14 protein-coding genes, 1 tRNA gene and 1 pseudogene are annotated in these 14,902 nt (G+C 69.6%); 11 read left to right on the top strand and 5 right to left on the bottom strand.

The window, feature by feature from the left end:
• Nucleotides 1–587 (bottom strand): phosphate signaling complex protein PhoU (gene phoU, locus M7D61_RS04445; RefSeq protein ID WP_298228006.1); only part of this gene is annotated, 587 nt, incomplete at its 3' end.
• Between the two features lie 168 nt (nucleotides 588–755).
• Here phoU and M7D61_RS04440 point away from each other — a divergent pair.
• Nucleotides 756–1,919: an ATP-binding protein gene (locus M7D61_RS04440; RefSeq protein WP_298228003.1), complete on the top strand. Its 1,164-nt coding sequence runs from the start codon at nucleotides 756–758 to the stop codon at nucleotides 1,917–1,919.
• Complete coding sequence (locus M7D61_RS04435) at nucleotides 1,916–2,599, top strand: response regulator transcription factor (RefSeq protein WP_298228000.1); 684 nt, start codon at nucleotides 1,916–1,918, stop codon at nucleotides 2,597–2,599. The genes M7D61_RS04440 and M7D61_RS04435 overlap by 4 nt, the downstream gene beginning before the upstream one ends.
• Nucleotides 2,600–2,616: 17 nt before the next feature.
• Here the strand turns inward: M7D61_RS04435 and M7D61_RS04430 are convergent, their stop codons facing one another.
• A complete protein-coding gene (locus tag M7D61_RS04430) occupies nucleotides 2,617–3,096 on the bottom strand; it encodes a hypothetical protein (RefSeq protein WP_298227998.1) in 480 nt (159 codons plus the stop codon).
• 171 nt (nucleotides 3,097–3,267) lie between these two features.
• Between M7D61_RS04430 and M7D61_RS04425 the strand changes: the two genes are divergently transcribed.
• The 5 genes and pseudogenes from M7D61_RS04425 to rlmB all read left to right on the top strand — a co-directional run bounded on the left by M7D61_RS04425 (nucleotide 3,268) and on the right by rlmB (nucleotide 7,607).
• Complete coding sequence (locus tag M7D61_RS04425; protein ID WP_298227996.1) at nucleotides 3,268–3,750, top strand: CarD family transcriptional regulator; 483 nt, start codon at nucleotides 3,268–3,270, stop codon at nucleotides 3,748–3,750.
• 136 nt (nucleotides 3,751–3,886) lie between these two features.
• Nucleotides 3,887–4,363: pseudogene (ispF, locus tag M7D61_RS04420) on the top strand (2-C-methyl-D-erythritol 2,4-cyclodiphosphate synthase); the annotation flags it as partial.
• A gap of 82 nt (nucleotides 4,364–4,445) precedes the next feature.
• Nucleotides 4,446–5,237, top strand: coding sequence for a potassium channel family protein (locus M7D61_RS04415; RefSeq protein ID WP_298227994.1), 792 nt, complete (start codon nucleotides 4,446–4,448; stop codon nucleotides 5,235–5,237).
• The gene (gene cysS / locus M7D61_RS04410; protein WP_298227992.1) at nucleotides 5,234–6,664 is read left to right on the top strand and encodes a cysteine--tRNA ligase; all 1,431 of its coding nucleotides are present in this window, start codon (nucleotides 5,234–5,236) and stop codon (nucleotides 6,662–6,664) included. Before M7D61_RS04415 ends, cysS begins: the two co-directional genes overlap by 4 nt.
• A complete protein-coding gene (gene rlmB / locus M7D61_RS04405; RefSeq protein ID WP_298227991.1) occupies nucleotides 6,651–7,607 on the top strand; it encodes a 23S rRNA (guanosine(2251)-2'-O)-methyltransferase RlmB in 957 nt (318 codons plus the stop codon). The genes cysS and rlmB overlap by 14 nt, the downstream gene beginning before the upstream one ends.
• Nucleotides 7,608–7,709: 102 nt before the next feature.
• Here the strand turns inward: rlmB and M7D61_RS04400 are convergent, their stop codons facing one another.
• Both M7D61_RS04400 and ugpC read right to left on the bottom strand, forming a co-directional pair.
• The gene (locus tag M7D61_RS04400; protein ID WP_298227989.1) at nucleotides 7,710–8,999 is read right to left on the bottom strand and encodes a DUF4032 domain-containing protein; all 1,290 of its coding nucleotides are present in this window, start codon (nucleotides 8,997–8,999) and stop codon (nucleotides 7,710–7,712) included.
• Nucleotides 9,000–9,004: 5 nt separating this feature from the next.
• A complete protein-coding gene (ugpC, locus tag M7D61_RS04395) occupies nucleotides 9,005–10,099 on the bottom strand; it encodes a sn-glycerol-3-phosphate ABC transporter ATP-binding protein UgpC (protein WP_298227987.1) in 1,095 nt (364 codons plus the stop codon).
• Nucleotides 10,100–10,305: 206 nt separating this feature from the next.
• Between ugpC and M7D61_RS04390 the strand changes: the two genes are divergently transcribed.
• The 4 genes from M7D61_RS04390 (at nucleotide 10,306) to glpX (ending at nucleotide 13,496) form a co-directional block, all read left to right on the top strand.
• Nucleotides 10,306–11,256: a thioredoxin domain-containing protein gene (locus M7D61_RS04390; protein ID WP_298227985.1), complete on the top strand. Its 951-nt coding sequence runs from the start codon at nucleotides 10,306–10,308 to the stop codon at nucleotides 11,254–11,256.
• 12 nt (nucleotides 11,257–11,268) lie between these two features.
• Nucleotides 11,269–12,243 (top strand): beta-ketoacyl-ACP synthase 3, encoded by a 975-nt coding sequence (locus M7D61_RS04385; protein WP_298227983.1) that lies wholly within the window; start codon nucleotides 11,269–11,271, stop codon nucleotides 12,241–12,243.
• Between the two features lie 37 nt (nucleotides 12,244–12,280).
• A tRNA-Thr gene (locus M7D61_RS04380) sits at nucleotides 12,281–12,353 on the top strand.
• A 213-nt stretch (nucleotides 12,354–12,566) separates the two neighbouring features.
• The gene (glpX, locus tag M7D61_RS04375) at nucleotides 12,567–13,496 is read left to right on the top strand and encodes a class II fructose-bisphosphatase (RefSeq protein WP_298228008.1); all 930 of its coding nucleotides are present in this window, start codon (nucleotides 12,567–12,569) and stop codon (nucleotides 13,494–13,496) included.
• A gap of 4 nt (nucleotides 13,497–13,500) precedes the next feature.
• Here the strand turns inward: glpX and M7D61_RS04370 are convergent, their stop codons facing one another.
• Nucleotides 13,501–14,901, bottom strand: coding sequence for an XRE family transcriptional regulator (locus M7D61_RS04370; protein ID WP_298227981.1), 1,401 nt, complete (start codon nucleotides 14,899–14,901; stop codon nucleotides 13,501–13,503).
• Between the last annotated feature and the right edge of the window lies 1 nt (nucleotide 14,902).

The following is a 14,902-nucleotide window of genomic DNA, read 5'->3' as shown; positions in this document are numbered from 1 at the left end:
TGGTCGGCGAAGCGTTCGTGGTAGCGCGAGGCGAGGGTCACGTCGACCGTGTTCCCGGCCTCGCCCGTCCAATCGGGGCTGAGCACGGCGTCGAAGACGCTCTGGTGCAGCTTGTCCACGACGTCGTCCTCACTGCGGATGCGGTCGCCGAGCTCGACATCCTGCGTGCGCAGCAGCTCGGTGAGCATCTGGGCGATGAGGACGTCCTGGGCGCCGAGCTTGAGGAAGGTCCCGTGCAGGCTGTCGGGCACGACCCTGTCGGGGTAGCGGTAGCGGGCGAGCTGCGCGATGTGCTGGGCGAGGTCGCCCATGCGCTCGAGCGAGGCGCTCATCCGCAGCGCGCTGACGACGATCCGCAGGTCGCGGGCCATGGGCTGCTCGCGGTAGAGGATCTCGATCGCGAGCTCGTCGAGTGAGAGCGCCGCCTCGTCGATCTCGCGATCGGCCGAGATGACTTGGTCAGCGAGCGCCACGTCGGACTCGTTGAACGCCTCGGTCGCCTTGCGGATGGACTGGAGCACCAGCTCGCTGATCTCGACGAGGCGCACCTGCACCTCGTACAACTCCTGCTGGAATACCTCGCGCATGTCGTCGCGGCTCTCTACTCGTATCTCGCCGCCGCAGCGGCTGCCCGTCAGCATCCTCATCAGGGCAGGTGAACGGGTGCTGGCTGGGGCCTTAACACTGTCTAAAGTACGCGCGATCGCCCTCGACTCGGTCGGGGTGGCCGACGCACGTCTCGTTACTGTAGTGCCATGCACGACACCTGGCAGGTGCTGGTCGCCGCCGCTCTCGGCCTCCTGGTCGGGGCAGGCTTCGTCGCGGTCCTCACCGTCGTCGCCCGGCGCAGCCGCGCCGCTACGCATGTCGCGGGCAACGGCGTGCCGGACGGCGTCGCCGAGGTGCTCGACGCGATGGAGTCCGCGGGCCTCGTCGTCGACCAGTCGCTCAACGTGGTCAAGGCGTCGGCGCGCGCGCACCAGCTCGCACTCGTCTCGAACGGCCACATCGTCTTCAGCGAACTCATCGACGTCGTCAACCGGGTGCGCCATACCGGCGAGAGCGTCTCCGAGGAGTTCGAGCTGCAGTTCGGGCGCTTCCGGGACGCGACGCTCCAGGTGAGCGTGCGCGCCTCGGTGCTCGGCAGCCGCTTCGTGCTGCTGCTCGTCGACGACCGCACCGAGTCGTACCGCCTCGAGGCGGTGCGCCGCGACTTCGTCGCCAACATCTCCCATGAGCTCAAGACCCCGATCGGGGCCATCGGATTGCTCGCCGAGGCGCTCACGACGGCGGCCGACGACCCCGAGCAGGTTCGCATCTTCGCGGAGCGCCTCACCGCGGAATCCGGTCGGATCGCGACCCTCACCCAGGACATCATCGAACTCTCGCGGCTGCAGGCCGTCGACGTCGTCGCCAATGCCGAACTCGTCTCCATCGACCGCATCCTCTCGGCCGCGGTCGATCAAAACCGCGTCACCGCCGAGCTCCACGGCATCGAGCTCGCCACCAGCGAGCGCAGCGATGCACAGGTCTACGGCGACCCTCGGCTGCTCATCACCGCCGTCGACAACCTCATCTCGAACGCCATCCGCTACTCGCCCGACGGCTCGCGGGTCGGCATCGGCGCCCGCGTCAACGACGGGGTCGTCGAGATCGCCGTCACCGATCAGGGCGAGGGGATTCCCGACGCCGATCAGAGCCGCATCTTCGAGCGCTTCTTCCGCGTCGACCAGGCGCGCTCGCGCGCCACGGGCGGCACGGGGCTCGGCCTCTCGATCGTCAAGCACGCGGTGCAGAACCACGGCGGCGATGTCCGCGTCTGGTCGCAGCCCGGGCGCGGCTCCACCTTCACCATCCGCCTGCCGCAGGCCGACGCCGCCCGCGTCCTCGCCACAGCCCAAGGAGAAACCGCACCGTGACCCGCATCCTGCTCGTCGAGGACGAGCCCTCGCTCAGCGAGCCGCTCGCCTTCCTGCTGCGCCGCGAGGGCTACGAGGTGGTCATCGCCGAGACCGGGACGGACGCCGTCGGCATCTTCGACCGCGACGGCGCCGACCTCATCCTGCTCGACCTCATGCTGCCGGGGATTCCGGGCACCGAGGTCTGCCGCGAGATCCGCACTCGCTCCAGCGTCCCCATCATCATGCTCACCGCGAAGGACTCGGAGGTCGACATCGTGGTCGGGCTCGAACTCGGTGCGGACGACTACGTGACGAAGCCGTACTCGAGCCGCGAGCTGCTCGCGCGCATCCGCGCCGTGCTGCGCCGTCGCACCGAGCCGGACATCGTCGACGATGGCGTGCTCGAGGTCGGCGACGTGCGCATGGACGTCGACCGCCACACCGTCAGCGTCTCGGGCACCGACACCCCCATGCCGCTCAAGGAGTTCGAGCTGCTCGAGCTGCTGCTGCGCAACGCGGGCCGTGTGCTGACGCGCGGCCAGCTCATCGACCGCGTGTGGGGCAGCGACTACTTCGGCGACACGAAGACCCTGGACGTGCACATCAAGCGAATCCGCTCGCGCATCGAGCGCAATCCGTCGGACCCGAAGATGCTGGTGACCGTTCGCGGGTTGGGCTATCGCTTCGAGTCCGAGTAACTCACCGGCTTCGCCCGCTACTGCGCGGCCGCGCTCGGAGCGAGCGTGGCGTAAGCGCCGATCTCGTTCGTGAGCACCGGCACATCGAGAGTGACGCCCTCGCCGCCGCTGCTCTGGAAGTAGAGCGGGACGAGCGAGCCCGGCTGGGCGTCGAGACCGGAGAAAGTGACGGTCGTCGTCGGGCCGATCACGGTGACCTGGCTGCCGCCGGTGAGGGCCACCGATTGCGTCAGCGCGGCATCGGCGTTCGGCTGCACCGTGACGGTGCCGCCCAGGACATCGGGCGAGACGAAGGTTGCCACGAGGTTCGCCGCGCCATTGCCGCCGTCGACCAGGAAGGCATTGCGCACGGCGATGCCATTGCCGAAGTTCCCGCTGACGCCGTCGCTGGCGACGTAGTGCTTGGTGGTGGCCTGCGGGGAGAGAAGGTTGCAGCCGGCGAGGCCGCCGGCGAGGCCGACGGAGAGGACGATGGATGCTGCGGCGCGTGCCTTCACGAAACCTCCGTAGGTGACAAATTCGGAATCGAGTCTAGTCCACGCCGACGGGCGGCCGAGGCGCCGGGATGCCCGGATCGGCGCGGTTCTGAGGCCGATCAGCCCCCCGGCGGCCCCGGTCGGCGTCGGCCCGCCGTGGTAGACTGGGCGTTGCTCTGAAAGGACCCCTTCATGCTCTTCGAGGTTGGCGAGACCGTCGTTTACCCCCATCACGGTGCAGCGACAATCACCGAAGTCAAGAAAAGGGTCATCAGGGGCGAAGAGAAGGTCTACCTCAAGCTCAACGTCACCCAGGGCGACCTGACCATCGAGGTTCCCGCCGACAACGTCGACCTCGTCGGCGTGCGCGACGTCATCGGCAGGGAGGGCCTCGACCGCGTGTTCGAGGTGCTGCGCGCCCCGTTCACGGAAGAGCCGACGAACTGGTCCCGCCGGTACAAGGCCAACCTTGAGAAGCTCGCCTCGGGCGACGTCATCAAGGTTTCCGAGGTCGTGCGCGATCTCTGGCGCCGCGATCAGGACCGCGGTCTCTCCGCCGGTGAGAAGCGCATGCTCGCCAAGGCGCGCCAGATCCTCATCTCCGAGTTGGCGCTCGCTGAGAAGACCGACGAGGAAAAAGCCTCGAATGTCCTCGACGAGGTGCTCGCGTCGTGATCCGTTTCCGCGCCGTCGCTGCTGCGGCGCGGGTGGCCCTGTCGGCTGCGCAGGTGACGTGCATGTTGCCGAACCGCCATGGCCGGTAGGGCGCGTTCGTTGCGTTGCGTGCCGGTGACGCGAGGATGACGGCATGACCCCGCGCGTGGGCATCGGCACGGACACCCATCGTTTCGGCGACGGGCCGCTGTGGCTGGCCTGCCTCGAATGGCCCGGTGAGCGCGGCCTGACCGGGCACTCCGACGGCGACGCCGCCGCGCACGCGATCGTCGACGCCCTGCTGTCAGCCGCTGGGCTCGGCGACATCGGCTCCGTCTTCGGGGTGGACGACCCGCGCTTCGCCGGAGCGCACGGCGAGGTGTTCCTCGCCGCGGCGCGGCGCATGGTCGAGGCGGCCGGGTTCCGCATCGGGAACGTCGTCGTCCAGGTCGTCGGCAACCGCCCCCGACTCGGACCGCGCCGGGCGGAGGCCGAGGGCGTGCTCGGCGGAATCCTCGGCGCGCCGGTCTCGGTCTCGGCGACGACGACCGATGGGCTCGGCCTCACGGGCCGCGGCGAGGGTCTGACGGCCGTCGCCACCGTGTTGCTGCATTCTTCGCCGCGCCCGTCTTAGCCGGGCGCGCATCCGCCGTAATCGCCGGATCACCATGGCCGGGTTGGTGCGTTCGTCGCCTCCGCCGCCCTACCGTAGGCGTATGGCGGCGATCGGCACCCTCACGCAGCAGCGCTGGCGCACGTTCTCCGACTGGCCGCTCGCGGGTGCGGCCTTCGTCTTCCTCGTCGCCTACGCCCTCGAGGTGCTGCTCGACCTGCGCGGTAGCGCGCGGGATGCCGCCGACATCGTCATGGGGGCGGTGTGGGTCGTCTTCATCGTCGACTACCTCCTCAACCTGTGGCTCGCTGAGCGGAGGTGGCACTGGTTCTGGCGCCATATCCTCGACCTGCTCATCGTCGTGCTGCCGATGTTCCGGCCGCTCCGGCTGCTGCGTCTCGTGCGCATCGTCGCGGTCGTCGACCGCATCGCCGGCGTGGCGTTCGGCCGGCGGATCCTCCTCTACATCTCCTCTTACACGGTGGCCGTCGTCTTCATCGCCTCGCTCGCCGAGCTCGACGCCGAGCGGGATGCGGCGGGGGCGACGATCCGCTCTTTCGGCGACGCACTGTGGTGGGCCTGCGCCACGATCACGACCGTCGGCTACGGCGACTACGTGCCGGTGACGGTCACGGGGCGCCTCGTCGCGATCGGTCTCATGGTCGTGGGCATCATCCTCATCGGCACGATCGCCGGCACGGCGGGCACCTGGATGATCTCGCGGTTCAGCGAGCAGGAGGAGTCCGACCTCAGAGCCGTCCGGCGTGAGCTCGCCGTCGTCGCCCGCGAGCTTCGGGCGCTGCGCACCGGCGTCCACGAAGGCGCACCGCCGCCCGAGACCGGCACCGTCACGCTCGAAGGGCCCGACGGACCGCCCGGTAAACTCGGCCCGTGACAGTGCGCCTCTACGACACCAAGGCTCAGGCCCTGCTCGATTTCGTGCCACTGGTGCCGGGCCATGTCGGCGTCTACGTGTGCGGTCCCACCGTCCAGTCGTCGCCGCACATCGGGCACCTGCGCAGCGCGCTGAACTACGACATCCTGCGCCGCTGGCTCGCCCATCGCTTCGGTGACGTCACGCTGGTGCGCAACGTCACCGACATCGACGACAAGATCCTGGTCAATGCCGCGGCGGCTCAGGCGGCCGGTTCGCGCGAGGAGTGGTTCGCGCTGGCCTACCGGTTCGAGCTGGAGTTCACGGCGGCGTACCGCGCCCTCGGAATCCTGCCGCCGACGTACGAGCCGCGCGCGACCGCGTCGATCCCTCAGATGCAGGAGCTCATCGGCCGGCTCATCGACCGCGGCCACGCCTACGCCGCCGCGGACGACTCGGGCGACGTGTACTTCGATGTGACGAGCTGGCCGGCCTACGGCGCGCTCACCCACCAGTCGGTCGACGACATGCAGGACGCCGCCGACGCCGACCCGCGCGCCAAGCGCGACCCGCGTGACTTCGCCCTGTGGAAGGGCCGTAAGGCCGACGAACCGGAGTCGGCGTCGTGGAACAGCCCCTGGGGGCCGGGCCGCCCCGGCTGGCACATCGAGTGCTCGGCGATGAGCGCGCGCTATCTCGGCCCCGCCTTCGACATCCACGGCGGCGGACTCGACCTGCGCTTCCCGCACCACGAGAACGAGCTCGCCCAGTCGAACGCGGCCGGCGACGCCTTCGCGCGCTTCTGGGTGCACAACGGACTCGTCAACGTGAACGGCCAGAAGATGTCGAAGTCGCTCGGCAACTCCATCTACGCCGCCGACCTGCTCGGTGCGGCCCGCCCGCTCGTCGTGCGCTATGCGCTGGGTTCGGCGCACTACCGCTCGACGATCGACTACACGGATTCCTCCCTCGCAGAGGCCGAGGCCGCCGTGTCGCGCATCGAGGGCTTCCTCGAGCGCAGCGGCCGCCGACTCGAGGGCACGCGGTTCACGACGGCCGCTGTGCCGGCCATCCCCGACGAGTTCGGTGAGGCGATGGACGATGACCTCGGCGTGCCGCAGGCGATCGCCGTGCTGCACGAGACGGTGCGCGAGGGCAACACCGCCCTCGACGCAGAGGATCTCGGCACCGCGGCCGCCGCACGCGGCAAGGTGCTCGGCATGACCGCGGTGCTCGGCATCAGCCCGAACGAGTGGGCGGACGAGTCCGGCACCGCGGCCGCCGATGCGCTCGGCGCGCTCGTGACTAGGCTTCTCGACGAGCGCCAGGCCGCGCGCGCGGCGAAGGACTTCGCCGTCGCCGACCGGGTGCGCGACGAGCTTCTGGCTGCCGGCATCCAGATCGCAGACACTCCCAGCGGATCGAGGTGGAGCCTTGGCGACAAATAGGAAGGGCACCGGTGGGCATGGCCGCAAGGCCCTCGCCGGCAAGGGCCCGACGCCGAAGGCGGAGGACCGCGAATACCACCCCGCGCACCGTCGCAAGCAGCTCGCCGAGCGGGCGGCGGCCAACGTCGCGAAGCGCGGCGGTGCCGATGCCGGGGCGTTCGGCGCGTCGGGGCGACGCCCCCAGGGCACCGACGACACCGAGATCGTCACCGGGCGAAACTCCGTGCTCGAGGCGCTGCGGGCCAAGATCCCGGCGATCGCGCTGTACATCGCGGCGAAGGTCGACATCGATGATCGCGTGAAGGAGTCCCTCGCGCTCGCGACGCATCGCGGCATCCCCGTGCTCGAGGTCATGCGGCCGGAGATCGACCGGATGGCCGGGCGCGACGCCGTGCACCAGGGCATCGCGCTCAAGGTGCCGCCCTATGCGTACGCGCACCCGCAGGAGCTGCTCGACTCCGTCCTCGAGAAGGGGCTCACGCCGCTGCTCGTCGCCCTCGACGGCGTCACCGACCCGCGCAACCTCGGGGCGATCATCCGCTCGACGGCGGCGTTCGGCGGTCAGGGCGTCATCGTGCCGCAGCGCCGCTCGGCGGGGGTCAACGCCGCGGCCTGGAAGACCTCGGCGGGCGCCGCGGCGCGCACTCCGGTCGCGATGGCGGCGAACCTCACCCAGACGCTCAAGGATTACCAGAAGCGCGGGCTGTTCGTTCTCGGCCTCGACGGCGGCGGCGACACCCCGCTGCCCGGCCTCGCTCTCGCCGACCGTCCGGTCGTCGTCGTCGTGGGCAGTGAGGGCAAGGGGCTGTCGCGGATCGTCACCGAGACCTGCGACCAGGTCGTGTCCATCCCGATCAGCGCCGTCGAGTCGCTCAACGCCGGCATCGCGGCATCCGTCGCCCTCTATGAGATCGCGAAGCTCCGCGCGGGTCGATCGAGCTAGCCGGCCGCCCCCGACTGGCCCCAAAAGACCCCCTCTGCGGCGACGAGGGCGAGGAAGGCGAAGAAGCCCGCGACGGCTCCTAGCCGGGGTGGAGGCGCCGGGTCACACCGTGGCCCGCCAGTCGCCGTCGGAGCCGGGCGGGTCGGGCGGATCGGCCAGCGCGATGGCCTCCGTGGGCACGGCGATGACCGTCGCCTCGTCCCGGCGGTGACGCAGCACGGTGCTGATGTAGCTCTGCACCGCCTCGGCCAGCGGCACATTCCGCTTCTGGTCCTGCGAGATGAACCAGCGGTGGTCGAGGAGCTGGTGGAACACCTCGGCAGGCTCGAGCTTGCCGCGCAGCTCGACCGGGATGCTGCGCACCACCGGCTCGAACACGCGTGTCAGCCACTCCTGGGCGATGGCCTCCTCGTCGGCGCCCGGTCGGGCGTGCGTCACCGCGTAGCCGTCGAGGTCGTTGAGCAGGCGGCGGGCCTGGTTCTCGCCGGCGTCGAGGCCGGTGAGCCGGAGCAGGCGGCGCTGGTGGTGTCCGGCATCCACCACCTTGGGCTGGATGCGCACCGTCGAGCCCTCGTCGCCGGTGACGATCGTGAGTTCCCCGATGTCGAAGCCGAGGTCGTTGAGCCGCCCCACGCGCTCGGTGATGCGCCAGCGCTCGTCGGCGTCGAAGGTCTCGCTCTCGGTGAGTTCGGTCCACAAGGAGTGGTAGGCGTCCGCGATGCCGCGCGAGATGGCGACCGGGTCGAGGTCGTCGGACGCCCGCCCCCCGGCCTCGAGGTCCATGAGCTCGCCTGCGATGTTGACCGTCGCGATCTCGAGGTCGTGCTCCCGCTGACCCGAGGAGAGGCCGGATTCATGGAGCTCGCCGGTCTCCGCGTCGACGAGGTAGGCGGCGAAGGCCCCGGCATCCCGCCGGAACAGCGTGTTGGACAGCGAGACGTCGCCCCAGAAGAAGCCGACCATGTGCAGTCGCACGAGCAGCACGGCGAGCGCGTCGACGAGGCGCGTCGCGGTATCGGGGCGCAGCGTCCGCGAGAACACCTGCCGGTAGGGCAGCGAGAACTTGAGGTGCCGCGTCACGAGGCACGGCATGAGCGCCTCGCCCGTCGCGGCGGTGCGCCCGGTGACGACCGCGACCGGCTCGACGCAGGGGATGTCGAGGCGCTGCAGGGTGCCGAGCATCTCGTACTCGCTCTGGGCGAGTCCCGCCGTCGTCTCCTTGACGGCGGCGACGTACCCTGACAGATTCGCGAACCGCACGAGGTGCCGCGAGATGCCCTTGGGCAGTTGCGCGATGGTGTCATTCGCCCAGTCCTCGAGCGGGAGCCGCCAAGGCAGATCCAGCAGGGCCGGATCCACCGTGGCAGACGTGATGGAGAGCGAGTCGGGCACGGTGCCTAGTCGACGATGGCGCCGCCGATGCGCCCGCCCGTCTCCACGTTGAAGATGTGGACGTGCGCCGGCTTCAGCCGGATGACGACGGTCTCGCCGCCGCTCGGGCGGTCGCGGCCGTCGATGCGGGCGACGACGTCGCTGCGCTGTCCCGAGCGTTCGGCGTGACCAGAGAGGTAGCCGTCGGCGCCGAGCTCCTCGACGATGTCGACGTGCACCTCGAGGCCGTGCTCGGCCGCGGCGGAGAGCACGACGTCCTCGGGGCGGATGCCGATCGTGACCTCGTTGCCGGCGCCGGCGAGCAGCGCGGCATCCACGGGGATGAGCTGCGTGCCGAACTGCACCCCGCCCTCGACGACGTCGACCGTGAAGAGGTTCATGGCCGGGCTGCCGATGAATCCGGCGACGAAGACGTTGATCGGGTTCGAGTAGAGCTCGCGCGGGGTGCCGACCTGCTGCAGCACGCCGTCCTTGAGCACGGCGATGCGGTCGCCCATCGTCATCGCTTCGGTCTGGTCGTGCGTGACGTAGACCGTGGTGACGCCGAGGCGGCGGGTGAGTTGCGAGATCTGGGTGCGGGTCTGCACGCGCAGCTTCGCGTCGAGGTTGGACAGCGGCTCGTCCATGAGGAAGACCTGGGGGCTGCGCACGATCGCGCGGCCCATGGCGACGCGCTGGCGCTGGCCGCCGGAGAGCGCTTTGGGCTTGCGCCCCAGATACTGCTCGAGGTCGAGCATCTTGGCCGCCTCGAGGACGCGCCTCTCGCGTTCCTCCTTGCGCACTCCGGCGATCTTGAGTGCGAAGCCCATGTTCTCGGCCACCGTCATATGCGGGTAGAGCGCGTAGTTCTGGAACACCATCGCGATGTCGCGATCCTTCGGGGCGACGTCGGTGACGTTGCGATCGCCGATGAGGATGTCGCCCTCATCGAGCTCCTCGAGGCCGGCGAGCATGCGCAGTGCCGTGGACTTTCCAGAGCCGGACGGGCCGACCATGACGATGAACTCGCCATCGGCGATCTCGAGGTTCAGCTTGTCGACGGAGGGGCGGGTGTTCCCCGGGTAGATCCGGGTGGCGTGGTCGAAGACGACGGACGACATGACGGTAGTTCTCCTCACCGGCAGGCACGTGCCGGACGATCCGCAGTGAGTGGGAGTTGTGCGGCCCCGGGGCTGGTGCCATGCTAGGGCATCAGGTCGCGCGCCGATCCGGCGTCCCGTTCGGGGGATTGCCAGGAGCGCCGACCTAGGATCGAAAGGCTCTACCCCCGGCGCCCGCCCCCGCGCCGCCCTTCGAAAGCGACTTTATGACTGACCTTCCGCCGCGCGCGGACCGGCCGGCTAACGGCGAGCGCCGTGCCGCCGCCCGCGAGAAGGCCCGCCGACTGCGCGACGACCAGGCCAAGCGCGATCGCCGCCGCGGCTGGCTGACCTGGGTCGGCATCGCCGTCGGCATCGCCGTCATCGGCACCGTCATCGGGGTCGTCATCAGCACGAGCGTCCGCCCGCCGCAGTCGGGGCCGGCGAACATGAGTTCCGACGGCATCCTCATCGGCACGGGCCTCAAGGCCGAACGCTCTGCGCCGCTCGCGGCGCACGCGACCCCGACGCCCAATCCGGTGAGCACCGCGGGCCAGACCGTGACCATCGTCGAGTACGTCGACTACCTCAGCCCGCTGGGCGCGCAGTTCACCGCCGCCAACAGCGACCAGCTCAGCGCTCTCGTGAAGTCGGGCGCCGCGACCGTCGAGATCCACCCGCTGCCGCTGACGACGGAATCCGGGGATGCCGCGCTGCACGCCGTCAACGCCGCTGCCTGCGTGGCCAACTTCGACCCCGACAACTTCTGGACGTACCACAAGGACGTCTTCGCCAGCCAGCCACCGCCCGGCGGCGTGCTGTCCGACGGCGACCTGCAGCAGATCGCCGTCGAGGCGGGCGCGACGAGCAAGGACGTTGCTGCCTGCATCGCCGACCACCGCTACGACAGCTGGGCGCAGGATGCCGCAGGCCGGGCCCTGGAGGGCCCGCTGCCGAACTCCGACACCGCCGCGCTCGGCACGAATACGCTGCTCGTCGTGGTGAATGGCAAAACTTATACGGGCTCGCCCACGAGCGCGCAGGACTTCCGCGTGTTCATCCAGCTCGCCCAGAGCAGCGCATACAGTACCGCCTCGCCGCAGCCGAGCGCCACGAGCACGCCGTCGCCGTCCGCGTCGACCACCGTGGGTTTCACCAGTGGCACCGGCACCAAGTGACAGGATGAAATCATGCTGAAGACAGCGCCCGCCGTCGCGGGTTCCCGGATCGTCGGTATCGGCCACTTCCAGCCGGAGAAGGTGCTCACCAACTTCGACCTCGCCACGATCGTCGACACGAACGACGAGTGGATTCGGCAGCGCACCGGCATCGTCGAGCGTCACATCGCCTCCGCGGAGGAGACGGTTCCGGTGATGGCCGCCGCCGCCGCGCGTCACGCGCTCGCGGATGCCGGCCTCGGTGTCGACGACATCGACCTCTGGGTGGTGACGTCAACCTCGGCGCTCGACCACAGCCCCAACATGGCTGGCCGGGCCGCCGCGATCCTGGGCGCGACGAACAGCCCTGCCATCGTCGACGTCAACGTCGCCTGCTCGGGCTTCGAGCACGCGTTGGCGATCGCCGACAACGCGATCCGCGCCGGCAGTGCGACGCGCGCTGTCGTCATCGGCGCCGAGAAGCTCAGCGACATCACCGACTGGACGGATCGCACGACCTGCGTGCTCATCGCCGACGGCGCGGGCGCCTTCGTCATCGAGGCATCCGACGAGGTCGGCATCGGCCCGGTCGTGTGGGGCAGCGAGACCGAGATGGAGCGCGCCGTCGTCGTCGAGCGCTCCAACGGCAACAAGTTCACCCAGGACGGGCGGATGATCCTGCGCTGGGCGCTGAGCAAGTCGGCCGACATCGTGCGCTCGGCCGTCGCCACGGCGGGGCTCGACATGGCCGACATCAAGGTCTTCGTGCCCCATCAGGCCAATCTGCGCATCATCGAGCCGATCGTCGGCCAGCTCGGCTTCGAAGACGACACCGTGATCGTCACCGACATCGTGGTCTCGGGCAACACCTCGGCGGCGAGCGTCCCGCTCGGCTTCTCGAAGTGGTGGCACGAGGGCAGGATCCCGGCCGGCGCTCCGGCACTGCTGTTCGGCTTCGGCGGCGGCTTCGCCTGGGCCGGCCAGGTCGTGATGACGCCGTCGCGCTGAGACCGGCCCTGGAGCGCCGAATAGACTTGGCGCGGTCGCCGGCTTAGCTCAGTTGGTAGAGCAGCTGTCTTGTAAACAGCAGGTCGTGAGTTCGAGTCTCACAGTCGGCTCGCGTTCTCGAGGTGGCTGGCGACGCGACGCGATGCGTCACGCAGTTCACGCCGGACTGGGGGACTCTCGTTCGCCAATCGCCAAGAACTGCGATTCTTTCGCCGTGCAGCGCGGAAATTCACCCGGTATGCGCGCTTAGCGTGAAAGCCGTGACTCTCACCGTCGAAGACACGAACCGTGCCGCCCCCGCCGTCCCCGACCGCAACATCGCCATGGAACTGGTCCGCGCGACCGAGGCCGCGGCCATCCGCGCGTCCTCGTGGGTCGGCAAGGGCCGCAAGAACGATGCCGACGGCGCGGCCGTCGACGGCATGAGGGCGTTCCTCTCCACGGTCCACTTCGACGGTGTCGTCGTCATCGGCGAGGGCGAGAAGGACAACGCACCCATGCTCTTCAACGGAGAGCACGTCGGCGACGGCCTGGGGCCGTCGTGCGACATCGCCGTCGACCCCGTCGAAGGCACCTCGCTCACCGCGGCCGGGCGCCCCAACGCGCTGTCCGTGCTCGCCGTCTCCGACCGCGGCTCGATGTACGACCCATCGGCGGTGTTCTACATGGACAAGCTCGTCGCAGGTCCGGAGGGCGTCGGCGTCGTCGACATCCGCAATCCGATCGCCGAGAACATCCGTGCGCTAGCGAAGGCCAAGCGCAAGAGCGTCGACGACATCCGGGTGGCTGTGCTCGACCGCCCTCGGCACGAAAAGCTGATCGCTGAGATCCGCGAGGCCGGCGCCGGCGTGCACCTCCTGCTTGACGGCGACGTCGCAGGCGGCATCACGGCGGCGAGCTACGACTCGCCCGTCGACCTGTGCGTGGGTATCGGCGGTTCACCCGAAGGCATCATCACCGCCTGCGCGGTGAAGGGTCTCGGCGGTCTGATTCAGGGCGTCCTCGCTCCTCGCGACGACGCAGAGCGGCAGAAGGCGCTCGACGCCGGGCACGTGCTCGACCGCGTGCTCGAGGCCGATGACCTCGTCAGGGGTGACAACACGTACTTCGTCGCGACGGGCATCACGTCCGGCGACCTCGTGCGCGGCGTCGAGCGCACCAGCCGCGTCATCCGCACCGAGTCGCTGGTTCTGCGCTCGGCCTCGGGCACGGTGCGCCGTGTCATCTCGGAGCACCTTCCGGCGAAGTGGTGACGAATCAGCCTTGCGAGTGCCGCTCGAGGAACTCGTAGAGTTCGTTGTCGTCGACGCCGGGGAACTCGCCCTCCGGCAGCGGCGAGAGCACATGCGCATGCAGGCGGGCGCTCGGCCAGGCGTTGCCCGACCAGTGCGAGGCGAGGTCGGTGGGCGGGTTCCGGCAGCACTCCGGGTCGGGGCAGAAGGACTTCGCCCGGTTCGTCGTCTCGCGCCCGCGGAACCACTTCGCATCGTCGAAGGGCACTCCGAATGTGATGGAGAAGGCTTCGCTTCCCGCCGTTCCCGTCTGGGTCGAGCACCAGAAGGTGCCCGCTGGGGTGTCGGTGTACTGGGAGATCTCGGTGGTGTGGGATGCCTGACTCAGCGCCGAGCGCGCGATCCACTTCCGGCAGGCATACTGTCCCTCGACAGCGCCGGTCACGTCGGTCGGCAGGGGCAATCCGTCGTTCTCGTACGCCCGGTAGATGGCACCGTCGTCGCCGACGCGCAGGAAGTGCACGCGCAGGTCGAGGTGGCGGGTGGCCAGGTTGGTGAAGCGCTGCGCGGCGGATTCCTGGGTGACGCCGAACGCGTCCCGGAAGTCCTCGACGGCGAGTTCGCGGTTCTTCTTCGCCTGGGCGAGGTAGGCGACCGCCGCCGACTCCGGCATGAGGCAGCATGCGGCGAAGTAGTTGATCTCGAGGCGCTGGCGCAAGAAGTTCTCGTAATCGCCAGGGGGAGTGTGGCCGAGTACGCGATGCGCGATCGCCTGCAGCGCCATCGAGCGCAGGCCGTGACCGCCGGGAATCGACGAGGGCGGCAGGTAGATCTTGCCGCCGGGCAGATCGGTGATGCTGCGCGTCGAGCGCGGCAGGTCGCTGACGTAGATGAGCGTGAAGCCGAGCTGCTCGGCCATGATGCTCACCTCGCGATGGGTGAGTGCGCCGGAGGTGTGGCCGGTCTTGGCGACGAGCTGCTCGGCGGTCCTCTCGATCTCGGGAAGGTAGTTGTCGCGCTCGCGCATCCAGGCGCGCAGCTCGGTGTTGGCCCGGCGCGCCTCCTCCGGGGTCGCGATCTTCTCGGATGCCGCCCGCGCGAGCTCGCGGTGCAGGCCGACGAGCGCCTCGAGCATGGGCGTGGGGGTTCCGCGGGGCACCTTGACGACGGGAAGATTCGTCTTGGCGTAGAGGCTCGATCGCTGGTAGCGGGCGAGCTCGAGCTCGAGGGCGCTGCGTTCGTCCGGCGGCTCGCTGCGCAGCAACTCAGCGAGCTCGACGCCGAGGGCCTCGCCGATGCGGGTGAGCAGCGAGAGCTTCGGCTCGCGCTTGCCGTTCTCGATGAGCGAGAGCTGACTGGGCACGGTGTCGACGAGTTCGCCGAGCCGGTCGAGCGTCAATCCGCGCTGCGTGCGGTAGTGGCGGATG

Source organism: Gryllotalpicola sp. (assembly GCF_027352875.1).
Taxonomy (GTDB): Bacteria; Actinomycetota; Actinomycetes; order Actinomycetales; family Microbacteriaceae; genus Gryllotalpicola.
This window is presented reverse-complemented; position numbering and strand designations above follow the sequence as displayed.